This window comes from Telluria sp. ZB2R32 (assembly GCF_059685715.1).
The window spans coordinates 731,577-750,106 of the sequence record NZ_JCASIG010000001.1 but is presented as its reverse complement, the minus strand read 5'-3'; the positions used below and the strand labels follow the sequence as shown (position 1 = coordinate 750,106).

Annotated in this window: 14 protein-coding genes; 8 read left to right on the top strand and 6 right to left on the bottom strand. The window is 67.3% G+C overall.

Annotation, left to right across the window (positions count from 1 at the left end):
• The first annotated feature begins 49 nt into the window (after positions 1 to 49).
• The 3 genes from AC56LG_RS03200 to AC56LG_RS03190 all read left to right on the top strand — a co-directional run bounded on the left by AC56LG_RS03200 (position 50) and on the right by AC56LG_RS03190 (position 2,669).
• Entirely contained in the window at positions 50 to 1,336 is a 1,287-nt protein-coding gene (locus tag AC56LG_RS03200; RefSeq protein WP_497164681.1) for a Zn-dependent hydrolase, read from the top strand.
• A gap of 68 nt (positions 1,337 to 1,404) precedes the next feature.
• Positions 1,405 to 1,734 carry a hypothetical protein gene (locus tag AC56LG_RS03195; RefSeq protein WP_497164680.1) on the top strand — a complete coding sequence of 110 codons (330 nt, stop codon included), beginning with the start codon at positions 1,405 to 1,407 and terminating at the stop codon, positions 1,732 to 1,734.
• 59 nt (positions 1,735 to 1,793) lie between these two features.
• Positions 1,794 to 2,669 (top strand): DMT family transporter, encoded by an 876-nt coding sequence (locus AC56LG_RS03190; RefSeq protein ID WP_497164679.1) that lies wholly within the window; start codon positions 1,794 to 1,796, stop codon positions 2,667 to 2,669.
• A gap of 322 nt (positions 2,670 to 2,991) precedes the next feature.
• Here AC56LG_RS03190 and AC56LG_RS03185 read toward each other — a convergent pair whose 3' ends face one another.
• The gene (locus AC56LG_RS03185; RefSeq protein WP_497164678.1) at positions 2,992 to 3,462 is read right to left on the bottom strand and encodes a GNAT family N-acetyltransferase; all 471 of its coding nucleotides are present in this window, start codon (positions 3,460 to 3,462) and stop codon (positions 2,992 to 2,994) included.
• Positions 3,463 to 3,554: 92 nt separating this feature from the next.
• Between AC56LG_RS03185 and AC56LG_RS03180 the strand changes: the two genes are divergently transcribed.
• Positions 3,555 to 3,833, top strand: coding sequence for a hypothetical protein (locus tag AC56LG_RS03180; RefSeq protein WP_497164677.1), 279 nt, complete (start codon positions 3,555 to 3,557; stop codon positions 3,831 to 3,833).
• On the opposite strand, the gene AC56LG_RS03175 is transcribed toward AC56LG_RS03180, so the two are convergent.
• Together AC56LG_RS03175 and AC56LG_RS03170 are read right to left on the bottom strand one after the other, a co-directional pair.
• On the bottom strand, positions 3,830 to 5,578 hold the full coding sequence (locus AC56LG_RS03175; protein WP_497164676.1) for an allantoate amidohydrolase: 1,749 nt from the start codon (positions 5,576 to 5,578) through the stop codon (positions 3,830 to 3,832). The two genes, AC56LG_RS03180 and AC56LG_RS03175, sit on opposite strands and share 4 nt — an antisense overlap.
• Before the next feature lie 85 nt (positions 5,579 to 5,663).
• On the bottom strand, positions 5,664 to 6,602 hold the full coding sequence (locus tag AC56LG_RS03170; protein WP_497164675.1) for a LysR substrate-binding domain-containing protein: 939 nt from the start codon (positions 6,600 to 6,602) through the stop codon (positions 5,664 to 5,666).
• A 110-nt stretch (positions 6,603 to 6,712) separates the two neighbouring features.
• On the opposite strand from AC56LG_RS03170, the gene AC56LG_RS03165 reads away from it, so the two are divergent.
• Positions 6,713 to 7,939, top strand: coding sequence for a urate hydroxylase PuuD (locus AC56LG_RS03165; RefSeq protein WP_497164674.1), 1,227 nt, complete (start codon positions 6,713 to 6,715; stop codon positions 7,937 to 7,939).
• 15 nt (positions 7,940 to 7,954) lie between these two features.
• On the top strand, positions 7,955 to 9,184 hold the full coding sequence (locus AC56LG_RS03160) for a M20/M25/M40 family metallo-hydrolase (RefSeq protein ID WP_497164673.1): 1,230 nt from the start codon (positions 7,955 to 7,957) through the stop codon (positions 9,182 to 9,184).
• A 123-nt stretch (positions 9,185 to 9,307) separates the two neighbouring features.
• Here AC56LG_RS03160 and AC56LG_RS03155 read toward each other — a convergent pair whose 3' ends face one another.
• From AC56LG_RS03155 to AC56LG_RS03145, 3 genes are all read right to left on the bottom strand, one after another.
• On the bottom strand, positions 9,308 to 11,029 hold the full coding sequence (locus AC56LG_RS03155; protein ID WP_497164672.1) for a vWA domain-containing protein: 1,722 nt from the start codon (positions 11,027 to 11,029) through the stop codon (positions 9,308 to 9,310).
• Between the two features lie 89 nt (positions 11,030 to 11,118).
• Positions 11,119 to 13,440, bottom strand: coding sequence for a hypothetical protein (locus tag AC56LG_RS03150; protein WP_497164671.1), 2,322 nt, complete (start codon positions 13,438 to 13,440; stop codon positions 11,119 to 11,121).
• Between the two features lie 85 nt (positions 13,441 to 13,525).
• Entirely contained in the window at positions 13,526 to 15,913 is a 2,388-nt protein-coding gene (locus AC56LG_RS03145) for a S9 family peptidase (RefSeq protein ID WP_497164670.1), read from the bottom strand.
• 457 nt (positions 15,914 to 16,370) lie between these two features.
• On the opposite strand from AC56LG_RS03145, the gene AC56LG_RS03140 reads away from it, so the two are divergent.
• Both AC56LG_RS03140 and AC56LG_RS03135 read left to right on the top strand, forming a co-directional pair.
• Entirely contained in the window at positions 16,371 to 17,018 is a 648-nt protein-coding gene (locus AC56LG_RS03140) for an ANTAR domain-containing response regulator (RefSeq protein WP_497164669.1), read from the top strand.
• 18 nt (positions 17,019 to 17,036) lie between these two features.
• Positions 17,037 to 18,179 (top strand): CmpA/NrtA family ABC transporter substrate-binding protein, encoded by a 1,143-nt coding sequence (locus tag AC56LG_RS03135; protein WP_497164668.1) that lies wholly within the window; start codon positions 17,037 to 17,039, stop codon positions 18,177 to 18,179.
• Positions 18,180 to 18,530 lie beyond the last annotated feature (351 nt).

The window sequence follows — 18,530 nt, the reverse complement described above, 5'->3', positions numbered from 1 at the left end:
GCTCGATGGCGCACGTCCACCGCGGATCGGTCACTATCTGGAGAATCAAATGCCCGACACCCTGCGCATCAACGGCCAACGCCTGTGGAACTCCCTGATGGAACTGGCGCAAATCGGCGCCACCCCGAAAGGCGGCGTCAAGCGCCTCACCCTGACCGACCTCGACCGCCAGGGCCGCGACCTCGTCGTCGGCTGGGCCAGGGAAGCCGGCATGTCGGTCACGGTCGACAAGATCGGCAACGTCTTCATGCGCCGCCCCGGCCGCAACGACAACCTGCCGCCGATCGTCACCGGCAGCCACGTCGACACCCAGCCGACCGGCGGCAAGTTCGACGGCAATTACGGCGTGCTGGCCGGCATCGAGGTGGTGCGCACGCTGAACGACCATGGCATCGTCACCAACGCCCCCATCGAGGTCGCATTCTGGACCAACGAAGAGGGTTCGCGATTCGTGCCGGTGATGATGGGTTCCGGCGTTTTCTGCGGCGCGTTCAGCCTCGAGTCCGCCTACGCCGCGAAGGACGTCGACGGCAAGACGGTGCGCGAAGAACTGGAACGCATCGGCTACCTCGGCGAGGAAGAGCCTGGCCGGCACCCGATCGGCGCCTATTTCGAAGCGCACATCGAGCAGGGGCCGGTGCTGGAAGACGCCGACAAGGTGATCGGCGTGGTGCCGGCCGTAATGGGCTTGTCCTGGTACGACTGCACGGTCAGCGGCATGGAAGCGCACGCCGGCCCAACCCCGATGGGCTTGCGCCGCGACGCACTGCAGGTAGCCACCACCATCATGCAGGAGGTGGTGGCGATCGCGCATCGCTATCCACCTTACGGGCGTGGCACAGTCGGCATGGTGCAGGTATTCCCCAACAGCCGCAACGTGATTCCCGGCCAGGTGAAATTCAGCATCGACCTGCGCAACGTGAACGACGAACTCTTGAACACCATGCACGAAGAGATGCTCGCCTTTGTCGCAAGGACACGCGCGGAGACGGGACTCGGTATCGAGATCGAACGCGTTTCGTATTACCCACCATGCCCCTTCCACCCCGATTGCGTCGAGGCCGTGCGCGCCGCCACCGACAAGCTCGGCTATTCGACGATGGACGTGGTCTCGGGCGCCGGCCATGATGCGATCTATACGGCGCGGGTGGCGCCCTCGGGCATGATTTTCGTGCCCTGCAAGGATGGCATCAGCCATAACGAGATCGAGGATGCGCAGCCGGCGCATCTGGAAGCGGGCTGCAACGTGCTGCTGCACGCGATGCTGCATCGCGCCGGCGTACCGGAGCAGGCGGCATTGGCCGGGAACGAAGCGGACGCGGGACTGGCAGCCTGAGGGCCCGGACTGCGGAGGGCGGCATGCCGGCGTGCACTAGCCGTGTGAAAACGCGGCTACAATCCCCCATGCCGAGCAAAACCCCTACCTTTCCCGGTCCGCAGACGGCGCGTGGCGCCGTGCTGGCCGTGCTGCTGTCCGACCAGGACCAGACCGGCGCCGAGCCGCTGCGCGGCCGCGTCACGCTGGCCGCCATCGTGCGTACCCTGAAGCGCAAGTACAACTGGCCGATCGAGACCACCAGTTTCCCGTCCAACGGCGCCGATGGCCGCGCCACCTGGGCCACCGTGTACAGCCTACCGCCGGCGGTGGTGGCGCGCGCCCTGAACGCGGGCGGACGCGACTGGCTCAAGAGCCGTACGGGCGCCAGGCGCGCGCCGCCGCCCGAAGTCGAGTAACACGTCGCCGGCGCTGATCCAGGGTTTACACTGAACGTCCACCTTGCCGGAGGGATGCCATGCGCGACCGCGCCGCTGCACCGCCGCACTGGACAACGCTGGCCCTGACCGCGGCGTCGATGCTTGCCTTTGCCGCCAATTCGCTACTGTGCCGGCTGGCGCTGGCCGGCGGCGGCATCGATCCGGCCAGCTTCGGCGCCATCCGCATCGTTTCCGGGGCATTGGCGCTGGCACTGATCGTGCGCCTCCATGTCGGCAGCCAAAGCGGACCCGGCACAGGCACCGGCGGTGACTGGATCTCGGCGGCAGTGCTGTTCGCGTATGTCGCCTTCTTTTCGTTCGCCTACGTCGGCCTGGCGGCGGGGACCGGCGCGCTGATCCTGTTCGGCGCCGTCCAGTTGACCATGTTCGGCTGGGCGCTGCGCGGCGGTGAGCGTTTTACGGCGCCGGCCTGGTGCGGCCTGGCGCTGGCGGCGGCGGGCCTGGTCTACCTGATGCTGCCGGGCGTGAGCGCGCCGCCCTTGCCGGGTGCGGCGTCGATGGCGCTGGCCGGCGCTGCCTGGGGCGTGTATTCGCTGCGCGGGCGCGGCTCCGCCGACCCGCTGCGCGCCACCGCCGGCAATTTCCTGCGCGCGGCGCCGCTGGCGCTGGTGCTGTGGCTGCCGTTTGCCGGCGTGGCGCATGCCGACAGGATGGGCATCGTGCTGGCGGTCGTCTCGGGCGCCGTCACCTCGGGCGTTGGCTACGCGCTCTGGTACAGCGCGCTGCGCGCCTTGACGGCGATGCGGGCGGCAACGGTGCAGTTGTCGGTGCCGGTGATCACGGCGTTCGGGGCGGTGCTGGTGCTGGGGGAGGCGGTGACGCTGCGGCTGGTGCTGGCCTCGGTGGCGATCCTCGGCGGGATCGCGCTGGTGCTGGCGCGGCGGGCAACATAACACGTACGGTGCGCAACTGTTGGCAGCATCGTAGAGGTTGTGAAAAAATCGTCAGGGCAAGGGATACGGCCGCCTGGCGCCGAGTCGAAGACAGTACGAGTGTACGGCGAGACGAGGCAACGCAGCCATGGCGACTTTTTCACAACCTCGTAGGGTGGACTCCTGAGTCCACGCGTTACGGCACGTGCATATCTACTGCTCTGCGTGAAGCTACCGGTTCGAACATAAAGGTGTCGTCTAATAGCAGGCGTTGCAGACGCGTGGACTCGGGAGCGGTTCGCCGCCCGGTCCACCCTACGGTTCGCCACTGTTGGCAGTAGTATCAGCCGAGCCATTTCTCCATGAACACCGATGGGATCTCGACACCCGACCGATGTGGATACATCTCCTCGCGCACGGCCACGAAGCCTGCGCGCCGGTAAAACGGCACCGCATTGAGCGACGCCGACAGGAACAACCGATCGCGGCCCGCGGCACGCGCCGCATCCTCGACGGCGCCCAGCAGCAGCGCCCCGATCCCGCGCCCATGCTGCGCCGGTTCGACGAACACCGCGTCCACTTCGCCGGCGGCAGCATCCAGCACGGCGTAGCCGAGCATCTGTCCCGCTTCCTCGGCGACCAGGCCGCCGCCTTGCGCCAGCAAACGCTGCAGGGAATCGGGCGCCGGCGCGGCCAGCCAGGCCGCCAGTACGTCCGAGCTGTAATGCGCAGCGCAGGCGGCGGCCACCGCGCGCGTGCGCAAATTCCAGAGGAGGGCAAGTTCACCGGTGTGCGCCGGCCGCAATGCGATCATGTGTGTTCCTTGACAGCGGCATCGATGTCTTTAAGCTGAAGGTGACAGCAATCACGGCCTCGCGCATGTGCCTCAACGATGGAGGAGCGACCATGGAAATGATCCACTGCCCGGGCTGTGCCAGCGGCGCCGGGCATGGCAGCCCGGCCTGTCCGGTGTGCGGCGCACCGCGCGCGGCCAGCGCCGCCACCGCCGCGCCGCGCAATCCTTTCAAACTGATCGCATGCTGCGTCGTATGGGCGTTGGCGTTCTGGTTCATTTGCCTGTTCCTGGCCGGCGCGCGCCTGGGCGGGTTATTCCTGCTCGTCTCCATCGGCCTGTCCATTGCACTCACGGTGGGCGGCAAGCTGCCCGGCACCGCCCGCCTTTAAGTCCCGAACCGGCGCAGGAAATCGAGCAGCACCTGCGCCGCCACCTCGGCATCGTCCGCCGTCATCGTCTCCAGCGGATTGTGGCTGATGCCGCCATTGCCGCAGCGCGTGAACAGCATGGCGACTTCGGTCAGCTGCGCCATCTGCATGGCGTCGTGGCCGGCGCCGGAGAGCAGGTCGAAGCGCGGCAAGCCCTGGCGTTCGACGGCGGCGCCCAGCATGTCCATCAGGCGCGGCGCACACGGTGCGGCATCGGCCTCGACGATCTTCCACAGCTTTTCCTCGATCCCGCGCCGGGCGCAGATGGCGCGAATGCCGGCCAGGATGTCGTCCACGGCCGCCAGGCGCACGGGGTCGCTTGCTGCGCGGATGTCGAGCGACAGGCGGCAGGCGCCGGGGATCACGTTCACCGAACCGGCCGGCACCTCGAGCTGGCCGACGGTGCCGACCAGTGCCGGCGTGCCGCTGCAACGCGCTTCCACCAGCAGCACGATCTCGGCGGCGGCCGCGGCGGCGTCGCGGCGCATGCCCATCGGCGTGGTGCCGGCATGGCTGGCCACGCCGCTCAGTTCGACCAGGTAGCGCGAGCTGCCGGCAATCGCCGTCACCACGCCGACGGGCAGGCCGCGCTCGAGCAGCACCGGTCCCTGTTCGATGTGGACTTCGACGAAGCCGAGCAGGTCGTCAGCGTTACGCGCGATGGCGCCGATCGCGTCCGGGTCCTGGCCGGCGGTGCGGATCGCCTCGCGCAGCGCGATGCCCTCGGCATCGACGGCGTCCAGCAGCGCCGGGTCGAACTGTCCGGTGAGCGCGCTGCTGCCGAGGAAGGTGCTGCGAAAGCGCACGCCTTCTTCTTCGGCGAAGCCGATCACGTCCAGGTGGAAGGGCAGGCGCTCGCCGCGCGCGTGCAGGTGGGCGACGATGGCGATCGGCAGCAGGATGCCGAGTCGGCCGTCGTACTTGCCGCCGTTGCGCACGGTGTCGTAGTGCGAGCCCGTCATCAGCGTCCTGGCCTGCGGGTCGTGCGATGCGTAGCGGCCGACCACGTTGCCGACCGCATCGACGTGCGCGTCCATGCCCGCCTCGCGCATCCAGGCGGCGAGCTGCGCAGCCGTCCGGCGGTGCGCCGGCGTCAGGTAGGCGCAGGTGAGGCCAGTGTCGGCGTCGCTCCAGGCGCCGATGGTTTCGCACCAGTCCATGATGCGTTCGCCCAGTTCGGGCCGCACGCCGAGCAGGGCGTTCAGGCGGATCTCGGCGATGCGGTGCACCTGGCGCAGCGCTTCGGCCAGCTCGTCGGCGCGCGTGTTCTTCAGGCGCCGGGCAAAGGTGTCGATGATGGCGGTGCGCGTCAGGCCGCGCCCGGTCGGACCCTTGACCGCGAGGATGAAGGGAAAGCCGAACTTGTCGTTGTAGTCGCGGTTCAACCGGTGCAGGCGCGCGTATTCGTCGGCGCTGCACAGGTTCAGGCCGGATGCCGCCTGTTCGCTGGTGGATTCCTGCGTCAGTTCGCCGGCGATCGCCGCCTTGCCCGCCAGTTCCGGGTGGGCGCGCAGCAGCGCCAGTCGTTCATCGGCGCTGGCGGCGTCGACGACTTCCTGCAAGGCACGTTTCAACGCATAAATCGTAACTAACGGACGCATGCGGGCGGCGTGGGCGGCGATCCAGGGCGAGTGTTCGTAGATGCCGTTCAGCGCCGCGACAAAGCCGGCATCGTCCATCGTGTTCAGGCTTGCAAGCGTGGTCATGGTTGGCCTCGGGTGGTCAAGCGGTCGATGATAAATCCTCCGTGTGCTTCAGTCATAAGGCGCTGCATATAGTGCTCAATCGCGCCTACTTCGACACCAGCGCCCGCGCCGCCTGGCCCACCAGGTCGCGCAGCCACTTGTGTTCCGACGACTGGTGCACGCGCTGGTGCCACAGCTGGTAAAAGCGCATCGGCGGGAATTTCAGCGGCATCGTAAACGTCTTCAGCGGCAGCGTCTTTTCATAGGAACGCATGAACTGGCGGCCGGTAGTCAGCACCAGGTCGGTCTGGGTCAGCATGTAGGGGATCAAGCCGAAATAGGGCGATTCGACCGCGATTTTCCTGTGCATGCCCTGGCGTGCGAGGAAGGAGTCGATCACGCCGTGGTAGCCCGGCAGCGTCTGCGACGGCGCCACGTGCGGCAAACTGAGGTAGTCTTCGATGGTCATCGCGTCGGCCGCCGTGCGTCGCGCATACGGGCTGTCGGCGCGCATGGTGCAGACGATCGGGTCTTCGAACAGTTTCGAAATGTGCAGGTGCGCCGGCGGCTCGTCCCAGTTGGCGATCACCAGGTCCATCTCGCCGTCGGACAGCATGCGCAGGTAGTCGGCGCCGGCGCCCATGCCATGGATCGCCACCCGGCTGTTGGGCGAGCCGCGCCGCACCGCCGCGACGACGTTCGGCAGGAACTGGGTGTCGAGGTAATCGGGGGCGGCAATGTGAAAAGTGCGCGCTGCTTCTTCCGGCACGAAGGCGGACTTCTTGACGAACAGGCTTTCGGTTTCGTCGAGGATGCGTTTGGCCGGCTTCAACAGGCTTTCGCCATGCTGGGTCGGCACCATGCCGCGCGCGCCGCGTACCAGCAGCGGGTCGCCGGTCAGTTCGCGCAGCTTGCGCAGCGAGGCCGAGATCGAGGGCTGCGGCTGGTTCAGTTTGAGGGCGACGCGCGAGACGTTTTTCTCGACCAGCAGCAGGTAGAGGATACGGATCAGGTGGATATCCAGGTGCTGGGGCAGGGCGGACATGGGCGTTGGCCTGTTGTATACGAAATCGGGTATGTCGAATATACGCCACCTTTCATGTTGTGCAAAAAGAAATCGGTTTATCGTCAATGAAATATTGTTAAGGACTGCGCATGGACGTGTTCGGACACCTCGGCCCCTATGGCCTCGAATGGCTCAACCTGCTCGTGCGCTGGCTGCACATCATCACCGGCATCGCCTGGATCGGCGCTTCCTTCTATTTCGTCTGGCTCGACAACACCATCCGGCCGCCGGCACCGGGCTCCGACCTGGCGCAAAAAGGCGTCGCCGGCGAACTCTGGGCCGTGCATGGCGGCGGCTTCTACAATCCGCAGAAGTATCTCGTCGCCCCGGCCGAACTGCCCAAGGAGCTGCACTGGTTCAAGTGGGAAGCGTATTCGACCTGGCTGTCCGGCTTTGCGCTGCTGTTCATCGTGTACTACCTGAATGCGCAGGCGATGATGGTCGACCGCAGCGTGGCCGACCTGTCGAGCTGGCAGGCGGTCGGCATCGGCCTGGGCAGCCTGGTGGTCGGCTGGCTGGTCTACGACCTGCTGTGCAAATCCCCGCTGGGCAAGCATGACCTGGCCTTTGGCGCCGTCATTTTCGTGTTCCTGGTGGGCGCCAGCTATGTGCTCACGCACCTGCTGAGCGGACGCGCGGCCTACCTGCACGTCGGCGCCATGATCGGCACCATCATGGTGGCCAACGTCGCCCACGTGATCATTCCCGGCCAGCGCAAGATGGTGAACGCGATGATGGCTGGCCAGAAGCCCGATCCCGTCTACGGCATCCGCGCCAAGCAGCGCTCGGTCCACAACAATTATTTTACGTTGCCGGTGCTGTTCCTCATGATCAGCAACCACTATGCGATGACCTACCGCCACGAACACGCCTGGGCGGTGCTGGCCGTGATTATGGCGGCCGGCGTGTTGATCCGCCACTTCTTCAACCTGCGCCACAAGGGCCGCATCGCGTGGAAGTATCCGGCCGCCGGCGTCGCGTTGCTGGCCGTACTCGCCGTGCTGATCGCGCCGCGCGCGCCGCTGGCGCAGCAGCCGGGCGTCGATGTCGCCGCCCAGTTCACGCAAGTCAAAACCATCGTCGACCAGCGCTGCGTCAGCTGCCACGCCGCCACCCCGACCCAGCCGGGCTTCGCCGCCGCGCCGGCCGGCGTGATGCTCGATTCGCCCGAACTGGTGGCCCAGCACGCGGCGCGCATCTACCAGCAGACCGTGCAACTCAAGGCGATGCCGCTGGCGAACCTCACCCACATGACCGATGCCGAACGGGCGCAGGTCGGCGCCTGGTTCGAAGCCGGCGCAAGAACTGGAAAATAAGCAGGAAAATAGTCCATGGACACAAGACAGCAGCTGCTCGACTGGATCGACGCCCACTTCGACGAACAGGTCGCATTCCTGCAATCGGTGGTGCGCATCCCGACCGATACTCCGCCCGGCAACAACGCACCCCATGCCGACGCTGTGGCGGACATGGTGTCCCAGTTCGGCTGGCAGGCCGAGCGCCATACCGTGCCGGCGCAGGACGTGCGCAACTACGGCATGGAAAGCATCACCAACCTGATCGTGCGCCGTCCCTACGGCGACGGCGGCCCGACCATCGCCCTGAATGCCCACGGCGACGTGGTGCCGCCGGGCGAGGGCTGGAGTCACCCGCCCTACGGCGCCGAGATCGAGGATGGCTTCCTGTACGGGCGCGCCGCGGCCGTTTCTAAGAGCGACTTCGCCACCTACATCTTCGCCGTGCGCGCGCTCGAAGCATTGGGCGCGCCGCTGCAGGGCGGGGTCGAACTGCATTTTACGTATGACGAGGAATTCGGCGGCTTGCTCGGCCCAGGCTGGCTGCTCGAACAGCGGCTGACGCAGCCAGATTTGGTGATCGCGGCCGGCTTCGGCTACCAGGTCGTCACCGCCCACAACGCCTGCCTGCAGCTGGAAGTGACGGTGCACGGCAAGGCCGGCCACGGCGCGATGCCCGAGACCGCACACGATGCGCTACAGGCAGCCACACGCATCCTGAACGCAATTTACGATCAGCTGCCGGAGTTAAGAAAAATTAAATCGGGCGTGCCCGGCATCGACTCGCCGACCATGCTGGTCGGGCGCATCGACGGCGGCACCAACACGAATGTCGTGCCGGGCAAGGTGGTGCTCAAGATGGACCGGCGCATGATTCCCGAGGAAGATCCGGTCGCGGTGGAAGCGGGCGTGCGCGCGCTCATCGAGAACGCGGTGGCCGGGCTGCCCGGCATCCGGCTCGAGATCCGGCGCCTGCTGTTGTCGCAGGCGCTGCGCCCGCTGCCGGGCGCCGACGCGCTCGTGGCCAGCCTGCAGCGCAATGCGCAGGCCGTGTTCGGCGAAGCGATTCCCGCCGTCGGCACGCCGCTGTATGCGGACGCGCGCCTGTACGGCGAGCGCGGCATTCCGGCCGTGATGTACGGCGCCGGCCCGCGCACCGTGCCGGAATCGAATGCGAAAAAGGCGGACGAGAAGCTGGCGCTGGAGGATTTGCGGCGGGCGACCAAGGTGGTGGCGCTGACCTTGTTCGATCTGTTGTCCGTGTAGGGCGGGCATGCACGCCGATTTGTGATACGTCCTGTGCCTGTCGATCAACGCCGGCGCTGATCGACGGATGCATCGGTGGCATGCCCACCCTACGTCCTGCTGCCCACGTTACGGTCATTCCCGTTACGGCTGCCCGGTCTGTCCCGCCTTGCCCAGCGATTCGGTCAGCCGCACCAGCCTGACGAATTCGGCGCGGTAGCCTTCCGTGTCGGCGCCGCGTGCGCCGTTGGCGAGGTCGGCGATGTCGGCATAGCTGTAGTCCGCCACCTGCGGCTCGCCGCGCAGGCGCTGGCCGAAGGCGGCCACCGCCACCGCAAAGCGCTGGTCGGGCGGGGCCGCCGCCAGCGCGCTGCGCGCCGAGGCCGCACGTACCGGCTGCTCGGCCAGGCGGCTGCTCGATTCGCCCGGCAGCTTGTAGCGCACCCGCACGAAACACAGTTCGTCGCTCTTCGACGCAAATGAAGGGGCAGGCGCCGGCCGCTTGCCGTCGCCATAGCGCAGCGGATCGACCAGCGTGCCGGCAGCACTGGCGGGTGTGATCTCGTAGATCGCGGTCACCGTGTGGCCGGCGCCCATGTCGCCGGCGTCGACCTTGTCGTCTTTGAAATCCTGGCGCGCCAGCATGCGCGTTTCGTAGCCGATCAGGCGGTAGGCGGCGACGCGCGCGGGATTGAATTCGACCTGCATCTTGACGTCGTTCGCGATCGGGAACATGGTCGAGCCGAGTTCTTCGCCCAAGGCTTTGCGCGCTTCCAGCAGCGAATCGATGTAGGCGGCGTTGCCGTTGCCCGATTGCGTCAGGCGCTGGATCAGCGCGTCGTTCAGGTTGCCGCTGCCGACCCCGAGGATCGACAGGTAGACGCCGCTCTTGCGCTTGCCGGCCACGAACTTCTCGAGTTCGCGCGGATCGGTGATGCCGACGTTGAAGTCGCCGTCGGTGGCGAGGACGACCCGGTTGACGGCGCCCTTGTCGAAGTGGCGCTCGGCCAGCGCGTAGGCGCGCTGCAGGCCTTCGCTGCCGGCCGTCGATCCGCCGGCACCGAGGGCGTCGATGGCGGCGATGATCTTGCCCTTGTCCTGGCCGGTGGTCGGTTCCAGCGCCACTGCGGTACCGCTGGCATAGGTGACGATCGCGACCCGATCTTGCGGGCGCAGGCCGTCGGCGAGCAGGCGGAAGCCCTGTTTCAGCAGCGGCAGGCGGTCCGGCGGCCCCATCGACCCGGAGACGTCGACCAGCAGCACCACGTTCAGCGGCGGCCGCGCGGCCGCCTGCAGGTCATAGCCGCGCACGGCGATGTGCAGCAACTGGTTCTCGCGCTGCCATGGGCTCGGCATCACCTCGGTGGTCAGCGCGAACGGCTGCGTGCGCGTCGCCGGCCGCGGATAGGCGTAGGGGAAGTAATTCACCATTTCCTCGACCCGTACCGCAGCCGCCGGCGGCATGCGCCCGGCATTGAGCTGGCGCCGGACGAAGGCGTAGGAGGCCGTATCGACGTCGCTGCTGAAGGTGGAGACGGGCTGCTCGGCGACCAGGATTGCCTTGTTGGCCTGCGCGTCGGGGAATTTGTCGGCGCCCGGTAGCTGTCCGATGTACGGCCCGCCCCAGGTCATGGAGGGCGAGGGCCGCACGGAGGGGTGGGCCCGCTGGTTGATGGACGAACCGGTCACCGCCACCCATTCCGACGTTACCGGCGCGGCTGCCGGCGGCGGGGGCGGTGCCGGCGGTGCCGGCGGTGCGGCCGGCGCCACCGCCACCGGCTGCGCCGTGTCCACCGGCGTGCCGCAGGCGGCCAGGAGGAGCGAAAGTACGGCGAGGGCGGGCAGCGTGGCGGACGGGCGTCTCATGGCGGGGACCTGTGGATTTATTTTTCACACAAGATGCGCCTGCGGCGGCGCCGATGCAATCGCCGTTACAAGTTGTAATCGTTTACGGCTTACCGGGCAGGCGCCTGGCGCGGCACGATCGCGAACTGCGGCGCCTTGCCGTAGTCGGGCTTCACGCTGCGCGCCATGAACACGGCCCAGGCCTTGCGGCCTGCTTCGCCGCTCACGTCGGCGGCGTACGCCAGGGCCGGCTGCATGTTCGAGGGGAAGCCCGTGGCCGAGGCCGAATAGCCACCCATGTCGCCCGGCTTGTTTTCCAGCGCCGCCGCCAGCTGGTCGCTGCCGCAGGGCAGGGCCGCCGCTTGCGGTCCGACCGTGGCCGCGTAGGCGGCGCCGATGGTGTCGAACAGGGGCGCTTCGCGCGCCGGGCGCACCGCATAAGAGTAGTTCGCGCCGGCCATCCAGCACACGCCTTCGCCGACCATGCGGCCCACCGGGAAGCGCGCCTTCCACTTGAGCAGCGGCTCGGCATTCTTGAAGCCGAGTTCAGCGACGTGGCCGACGGCCGCCGTGAAGAAGTCGTCCTGCCAGGGCGCGACACCGGTCTTGGAGCGGTACACGACGGCATACCGGGTATCCACCACGCCCAGCTTGTTCGCCGCCGGATTGCTGCTGTAGGTGGCGTTGTACCAATCCAGATTGCTGTCGAGGACCGCGGTCAGGTGACGCTTGAGCGGGTGCGCGTCCGGCGTGATGTAGGCGGCCTGGCCGAGCGTACGCAGGCTCCAGGCCTGGCCGCGTACCTGCTGCGGCGAGAACAGGCCCTGGATGTTCTTGCGGTAGCCCGGGTTCGAGGAGAAGGCGTTGTACATCGCCCAGAACTGCAGTTCCTCGAGGTAGTAATGGTCGCCCGTGACCAGATAGGGCAGGTAGGCGAAGCCTGGCTGGTGCGCGGTGTCGGCGAAATTGGGGGTCTTGCAGACTGTCTTGGGGCAGGGCGGAAACGCTTCGAACTTGCCGGTCTTCGGGTTGCGCGTGTCGGTGGCCTTGCCGAGCAGCGTCATGTACGGGTAGTCGATCAGGCTGACCGGAAGGCCAGTGCGCTTGTCGCGGTAGTGGGTGGACCAGCTGCCGGCCAGGTCGGCAGTACCGAGCGTGACCAGCTTCGCGCGTGCGTCCATGCTGAGCAGGTAAGCGGCGGCCCAGCCGGGCAGGAGGCCGAGGTCGTTGCGTCCGCCGGTGGTCGGCATCGAACGCGCCGCCAGGCCAACGCCCATCGGCTCGCTCTTCGGACCGTTCCAGTCGGCGCCCAGCCTGGCCAGCACATCGTCGCGCATCACGACCGAGCGGTCGTAGTTCGGCAGCGCGCGCGAGGCGATCAGGTAGCCGGTATCGTGGCGCAGGTGCAGCGCCGGCGCCTCGCCGGTCCAGGCCAGGGTGCGCCAGCGCGCATGGTGGTAATGGGTCAGGCCCTGCCTGGCGTAGACCTGTTTGCCGCCGGCCGTGATCGTTGCGTCGTAGGTGATGTTGCGCGGGTCGGCTTCATAGGCCCAGGCGTTTTCGACCGTGACGTCGATCCGCGCCTGCTTCGCCGCGCCATACCAGCGGATCGCGAAGCGCGCCGCCAGGTGCGGGTGTTCGGCGCCTTTCGCATTCCTCAGCGGCGCCGCCGCCTGCAGTTCGGTGACGACGGGACCCTGCAGCCAGGCCTGCGCCTTTTGCGCCTTGAACAGCGCGGCGCTCGATGCGGTGTAGCGCTCGCCATCGACGACGACGTTCACCACGGTGTCGGCCGCAGCACCGGCGCCGGACGCGTCCGCGTTCCCTGCCTTCCCAGTGGTTTTGACCAGCGCCATGCCGATATCCTTGCCGGCGCCGAGGCGCGGCAGGATCGCCGAAATGACCGCATGGCGCACCGAGCCGTCCGGGTGGCTCGCCTTGACGTCGAGCTGCAGCGGCAGCAGCGTGCCGTCGGCCAGCTTGCCGGCCAGTGTGGCGCCGCGCGCCAGGTCGCCCGGGGCGAATACCTGGCCGAAGGTGAGCGGCACGTCCGACTGCGCTGCGCGCCCGGTGCTCTCGATGACGACGCCGGTGATGCCGCCGGCCGGGATGGCGAAGGGCGCCGGGGCCGCCGCCCGCGGCGCGGCCTGCTCTTGCGTGCGCTCCGGCTGCGCTTGCGCTGCCGCCCTGGCGGTCCCCTTGCGCGCCGCTTTTCCTTCAGGCGCCGGCGCCGTCCCTGCCGCCTCGCTTTCCTGTGGCGCAGGCGCGCCATGGCGTTCGCTCAAAACCCGGCCCGGATCGATCTTGCCGGTCGACGGCAGCCCGACATAGGCGGGCGCATCGGCCTCGCCGCGGTGCTGGGCCTGGGCGGCGCCGCACAGGGCGGACACGAAAAGGAGGGAAAGGCGAAACGGCGGGCGAGGGAGCATCATGAGAGTCAATCGAAAGCTGAAACGAAAAAACGAAACCGAACAGTAAAACAAAAGGCGCCCCGCGGGGCGCCCGTTTGTTGGCGATTTACTGCTTGAGCGTACGCTCGAACAGTTTGAAGATGCGGCGGTACTGGTCGAACCAGCTCTCCGGCTGGGTGTAGGCATGGCGCTCGAGCGGGTAGCTCGCCAGTTCCCAGTTGTCTTTTTTGAGTTCGATCAGGCGCTGGGCCATGCGCACCGAGTCCTGGTAGAACACGTTGTCGTCGACCATGCCGTGCGCGATCAGGAGGTTCCCCTGCAGCTTGTCGGCGTATTCGATCGGCGACGAGATTTTATAGGCTTGCGGATCGAGGTCCGGCGTGTTCAGGATATTCGCCGTGTACTCGTGGTTGTAGGTGGTCCAGTCGGTCACCGGACGCAGGGCCGCGCCCGACTTGAAGGTCTCCGGCGCCCGCATCAGCGCCATGAAGGTCATGAAGCCGCCGTAGCTGCCGCCATAGATGCCGACATTGGCCGCATCGCCCTGGTGCTTGGCCACCATGTACCTGACGCCGTCCTGGTAGTCGACCAGTTCCGGATGGCCCATCTGGCGGTAGATCGCAGTGCGCCAGTTGCGGCCGTAACCCTGCGAGGCGCGGTAGTCCATGTCGAGCACGATGTAACCCCTCTCGACCAGCAGGTTGTGGAACATCTGCTCGCGGAAGTAGACCGGGAAGCGGTGATGGGTGTTCTGCAGGTAGCCGGCGCCATGCACGAACATCACGACCGGATATTTTTTACCGGGTTCCATCTGCGCCGGACGATAGAGTTTCGACCAGACCGGGTCGCCGCCGTCGCTCGATGGGACGGCCACGATTTCGGGTTCGATCCAGGTGCGCGCCTTGTAGTCGGCGGTGCGGGTGTCGGTCAGTCTGGTCGCCGCGCCGCCGCCGGCCGGCATGGTCGCCAGCTGCGTCGGCATGTAGCTCGACGAATAGTGCACCAGCAGCTTGCGGCTGTCCGGCGACAGGGTGAAGCGCTCGACGCCTTCCAGGTTCGTTACTTCGCGCGTGGCGCCGTCCTTGGCGTTGACGGCGCAGACTTCATAGGTGCCTGGATTCTTGCGGTTGCAGAGCATCCAGGCGGCGCTGCCATCGACGTTCCAGCGCACGTCGGTCGCTTCCCATTTGCCGCTGGTGAGCGCGCGCGGACGGCCGTCGACCGGCTGGGTGTACAGGTGCGCGTAGCCGCTTTCTTCCGACACGTACCAGAGCGTGCGGTTGTCCGGCAGCCAGCCGAAGTCGCTGTTGTCGTAGTTGACCCAGGCTTCGTCGCTGAGGCGGTGTTGCGGCTTGAGTTTGGCGGACGCCAGGTCGATGGTGGCGATCCAGCGGTCCTTGTTGTCGACGGCGCGCAGCATCACGGCGACCAGCTTGCCATCCAGGCTCCAGCGCACGGCGTCGGCGCGGTCGGCGATGCGCAGCGGGCGGTTGCCTTTCAAAGGATCGAGCTTGGCGTCGGCGCGCAGTTTGGCCAGCGGATCGGTTGCGATGCCGGGCAGGGCGTCGAAGGCGAGGTCCTGCACCTTGTTGGTGGCCAGGTCGATCAGCTTCAAACCATGCGCGGCCGGATTGGCGCGGCCCACGCGGGTGCGCTGGTCGTCCATCTCTTCGTAGCCGGACTCGGTCACGTAGCGCGGCATCTTGCCGACGCGTCCCTTTTCGGCGCCCTTGGCGGCGGTGACCACGACCAGCCAGCGGCCGTCCGGCGACAGCGCGCTGCCTTCGATCGTAACCTTGTCGCCCAGGTAGACCGGACTTGGCGCGCGGGTCGGATCGAAGCGGCGTTCTTCTTCGCTGCGCGCGCGGGCGGCGTCGCGGTCGTCTTTCGCGCGTTTCAGGGTCGTGATCAGGCGCAGCTGCATGTCGCGCAATGCGTCCGCGTCCGGCACTGCGGGGTCCTTGGCGGCGCGCGGCAGGGCGAGCGGCGCCTGCAGGCGGCTGCCGCGGTCCCAGCTGAACCAGTCGTGGCCGACGCGGAACTGCACGGCGCGCTCGTCGCTGGAATATTGCGGGTCTTCGGCCTTGACGCCGCGCGTGACCTGAACCAGTGCACCGCTTTTCAAATCGCGCTCGAACAGGTCGCCATTACGCACCATGATGGTGCGTGTATGCGCACGGTCGTAGACCACGGCCGGGCTGTCGAGATTGGCCAGCCCGGCGTCGGCTACCTTGCGTGCGCCGCCGGCGGCCGCAACGAAGGTATCGCGCAGCTGCGAGCCGGTGCGCTTCTGCTTGAAATACACGTCCTTGCCGTTCCAGCCCCACCATGCCTGTTCGACCGGATTGCCGATCCAGTCCGGATGGGCCATGGCCTGGTCGAGGCTGATCGGCGTGGGAGGGGACGTTGGCGCAGCCGTGGCCGTGGTTGCAGCGGGAAGCGCAATCAGCGCACAGAGTGGCGCGGCAAGGAAGGTCAGTGCAGGAAGTCGCATCGTGGAGTCTGGTGAGTGAGGAAATAGCTTTCTGGCTAGAAAGTGCGGATGCATTCTAGCGCAGTCACTCAGCAGCAGGGGGATTCCGGCGGCGATCAATAAAAAGCGGCCGCGTACCTTGGGGTACGGGGCCGCTGATGCGCGAGACGAGGTGCGGGTCAGGCGGGCTGCCCGGACTTGCGCGGTAGCAGCAGGGTGATGCGGACGATGACGGCGAGCGCGGCGACGCTGGCGTGGAAGTATTCGATTGGCGACATAGACATTTCCTGGTAAGTACGTTGATGTTGCGGTGCAGTATAAATGCCGTCAGGCTATAAAGGAACTTTCGGTTTGTGATGCATGCGATCAGGTTCGTGAATGTTCTGCCAGGAGACTTATTGCAGATATTGGCCGGAAGAATATCGCTTCTGTCGGAAACCGTATGAGAACTGGCGCGCTTCTTGCATTTGCGTCCAGCATGAAACGAGAAGAGAAGCGTGCCGACCCCTCACCCAGCCTGCGCATCGTCGTCGTCACCGGGGGACAGGTGGCCGCCGGTGACGCCGCCCTGGCCGCGCAGGCTTGCCGCAGCGCGGCGCTGCGCGTGGGCTTGCTGGAATCGGGCTACGACATCGTCGCCTCGCTGCCGCCGGACATCTTCCTGCCCGAGCGGATCGCCCAGCTGCAGCCGGACCTGATCATCGTCGACAGCGAGTCCGACGCGCGCGACGTGCTCGAACACATCGTGATCGCCACCCGCGACGCGCGCCGCCCGATCGTGCTGTTCACCGAAGACGACAGCGCCTCGACCATGGAAGCGGCGGTGGCGGCCGGCGTATCGGCCTACATCGTGGCCGGCCTGCGCGCCGAGCGCGTGCGCCCGGTATTGGACGTGGCGCTGGCGCGTTTCAGGCGCGAACAGAAACTGCTCGGCGAACTGGCCGACACGCGCCAGAAGCTGGCCGAGCGCAAGACGGTCGACCGCGCCAAGGGCGTGCTGATGGCGCGCCACCGCCTCACCGAAGACGAAGCCTACGGCCGCCTGCGCAGCCTGGCGATGAACAAGAACATGAGACTGGCCGAGATCGCGCAGCGCATCCTGGACGTCGAGGACTTGCTGGGCTGATCCGGCGAAAGGAAGCGCATGACTGACAAGGACGTGCACGTCGCCGGCTCGGACCGGCCCGAGAAAACCGTGCTGCGCATCGGCTTCATGCCGCTGGCCGATTGCGCGCCGCTGGTGATGGCGTCGGTGCTTGGCTTCGACGAGAAATACGGCATCGAACTGGTGCTGGAAAAGCAGCACTCGTGGTCCGCCATGCGCGACCGCCTGACGAACGGCGAGCTCGATGCGGCCCAGGCTTTATATGGCCTCCTGTACGGCCTGCAAATGGGGATCGGCGGCGCCGCGCGCGACATGGCGGTGCTGATGAACCTGAACCAGAACGGCCAGTCGATCGTGCTCGCACGCGCCATCGCCGCCGCCGGCGTCACGGACGGCGCCGGCCTGCGCGCGCTGATGCAGGCGCAGCCGCGCCGCTACACCTTCGGCCACACCTTCCCGACCGGGAACCACGCCATGTGGCTGTGCTACTGGCTGGCCGCCGCCGGCATCGATCCGATGACGCAGGCGCAGCTCGTCACCGTGCCGCCGGCGCAGATGGCGCCCAACCTGGAAGCCGGGCACATGGATGGCTTCTGCGCGGGCGAACCGTGGAGCCGGCGCGCGCTGATCGAGGCCAGCGGCGTGCTGGCCGCGCCCAGCAGCCAGGTCTGGCCGGACCACCCCGGCAAGGCGCTCGGCGCCCGCGCCGACTTCGTCGCGCGCCACCCGAACAGCTGCCGCGCGCTGGTGGCCGCCTTGCTGGAGACGGCGCGCTGGCTCGACGCTTCCCCGACCAACCGCGAAGCCGCCGCCGAAGTGCTGGCCAGCCCCGCCTGGGTCGGTGCCGACATCGCCCTCCTGCGCACCTGCCTGCTGCCGCGCCGCGCCGATTTCCCTGGCCTGCGCTTCTTCGGCGACGGCGAAGCGACCTTCCCGTGGCTGTCCGACGGCATGTGGTTCCTGACCCAGCAGCGGCGCTGGGGTTTGTTGCGCGAAGACCCGGCTTACCTCGATGTGGCCTGTGCGGTGAACCAGATCGGGCTGTATCGCGAAGCGGCGGCGCTGGCGGGAGTGGACGTGCCGTCGACGTTCATGCGCAGCAGTACATTGATGGATGGGCGGGTGTGGGATGGCAGCGATCCGGCGGGGTATGCGGCGGCGTTCGATATTCACCAACGCTGAGACACGGTAGGGTGGGCGCCCCGTGCCCACGCGGAACGACGCGCCAACGCGACGCATGCTTCACGCGTGGGCACAGGGCGCCCACCCTACGGTCAAGCACCTCGATGCCATCAGAGTGCGCCGTTCCGCATCATTAACGCGCATTGTGCACTGCAATAGAGCGTCTTCCTTCAAGCCGCTGCGCCGCACGCCCCGCACCAAGTCTGGCACGCCTCTTGCAATTACTCCAGGCAGGATCAACGGCGATCCCTTCAGCTACAAACATTGAAAAGCGCAGGTCCAACGCTGGACCCGCATCCGGACAACGGCGTCCGCCTCCCTGGTACCACCACCACGGGACGCGGACGCCTT

Excerpts from the sequence above, each read along its gene's own strand:
- AC56LG_RS03200 (WP_497164681.1), top strand. The coding sequence starts at position 50 with ATGCCCGACACCCTGCGCATCAACGGCCAACGCCTGTGGAACTCCCTG.
- AC56LG_RS03195 (WP_497164680.1), top strand. The coding sequence starts at position 1,405 with ATGCCGAGCAAAACCCCTACCTTTCCCGGTCCGCAGACGGCGCGTGGC.
- AC56LG_RS03190 (WP_497164679.1), top strand. The coding sequence starts at position 1,794 with ATGCGCGACCGCGCCGCTGCACCGCCGCACTGGACAACGCTGGCCCTG.
- AC56LG_RS03185 (WP_497164678.1), bottom strand. The coding sequence starts at position 3,462 with ATGATCGCATTGCGGCCGGCGCACACCGGTGAACTTGCCCTCCTCTGG.
- AC56LG_RS03180 (WP_497164677.1), top strand. The coding sequence starts at position 3,555 with ATGGAAATGATCCACTGCCCGGGCTGTGCCAGCGGCGCCGGGCATGGC.
- AC56LG_RS03175 (WP_497164676.1), bottom strand. The coding sequence starts at position 5,578 with ATGACCACGCTTGCAAGCCTGAACACGATGGACGATGCCGGCTTTGTC.
- AC56LG_RS03170 (WP_497164675.1), bottom strand. The coding sequence starts at position 6,602 with ATGTCCGCCCTGCCCCAGCACCTGGATATCCACCTGATCCGTATCCTC.
- AC56LG_RS03165 (WP_497164674.1), top strand. The coding sequence starts at position 6,713 with ATGGACGTGTTCGGACACCTCGGCCCCTATGGCCTCGAATGGCTCAAC.
- AC56LG_RS03160 (WP_497164673.1), top strand. The coding sequence starts at position 7,955 with ATGGACACAAGACAGCAGCTGCTCGACTGGATCGACGCCCACTTCGAC.
- AC56LG_RS03155 (WP_497164672.1), bottom strand. The coding sequence starts at position 11,029 with ATGAGACGCCCGTCCGCCACGCTGCCCGCCCTCGCCGTACTTTCGCTC.
- AC56LG_RS03150 (WP_497164671.1), bottom strand. The coding sequence starts at position 13,440 with ATGATGCTCCCTCGCCCGCCGTTTCGCCTTTCCCTCCTTTTCGTGTCC.
- AC56LG_RS03145 (WP_497164670.1), bottom strand. The coding sequence starts at position 15,913 with ATGCGACTTCCTGCACTGACCTTCCTTGCCGCGCCACTCTGTGCGCTG.
- AC56LG_RS03140 (WP_497164669.1), top strand. The coding sequence starts at position 16,371 with ATGAAACGAGAAGAGAAGCGTGCCGACCCCTCACCCAGCCTGCGCATC.
- AC56LG_RS03135 (WP_497164668.1), top strand. The coding sequence starts at position 17,037 with ATGACTGACAAGGACGTGCACGTCGCCGGCTCGGACCGGCCCGAGAAA.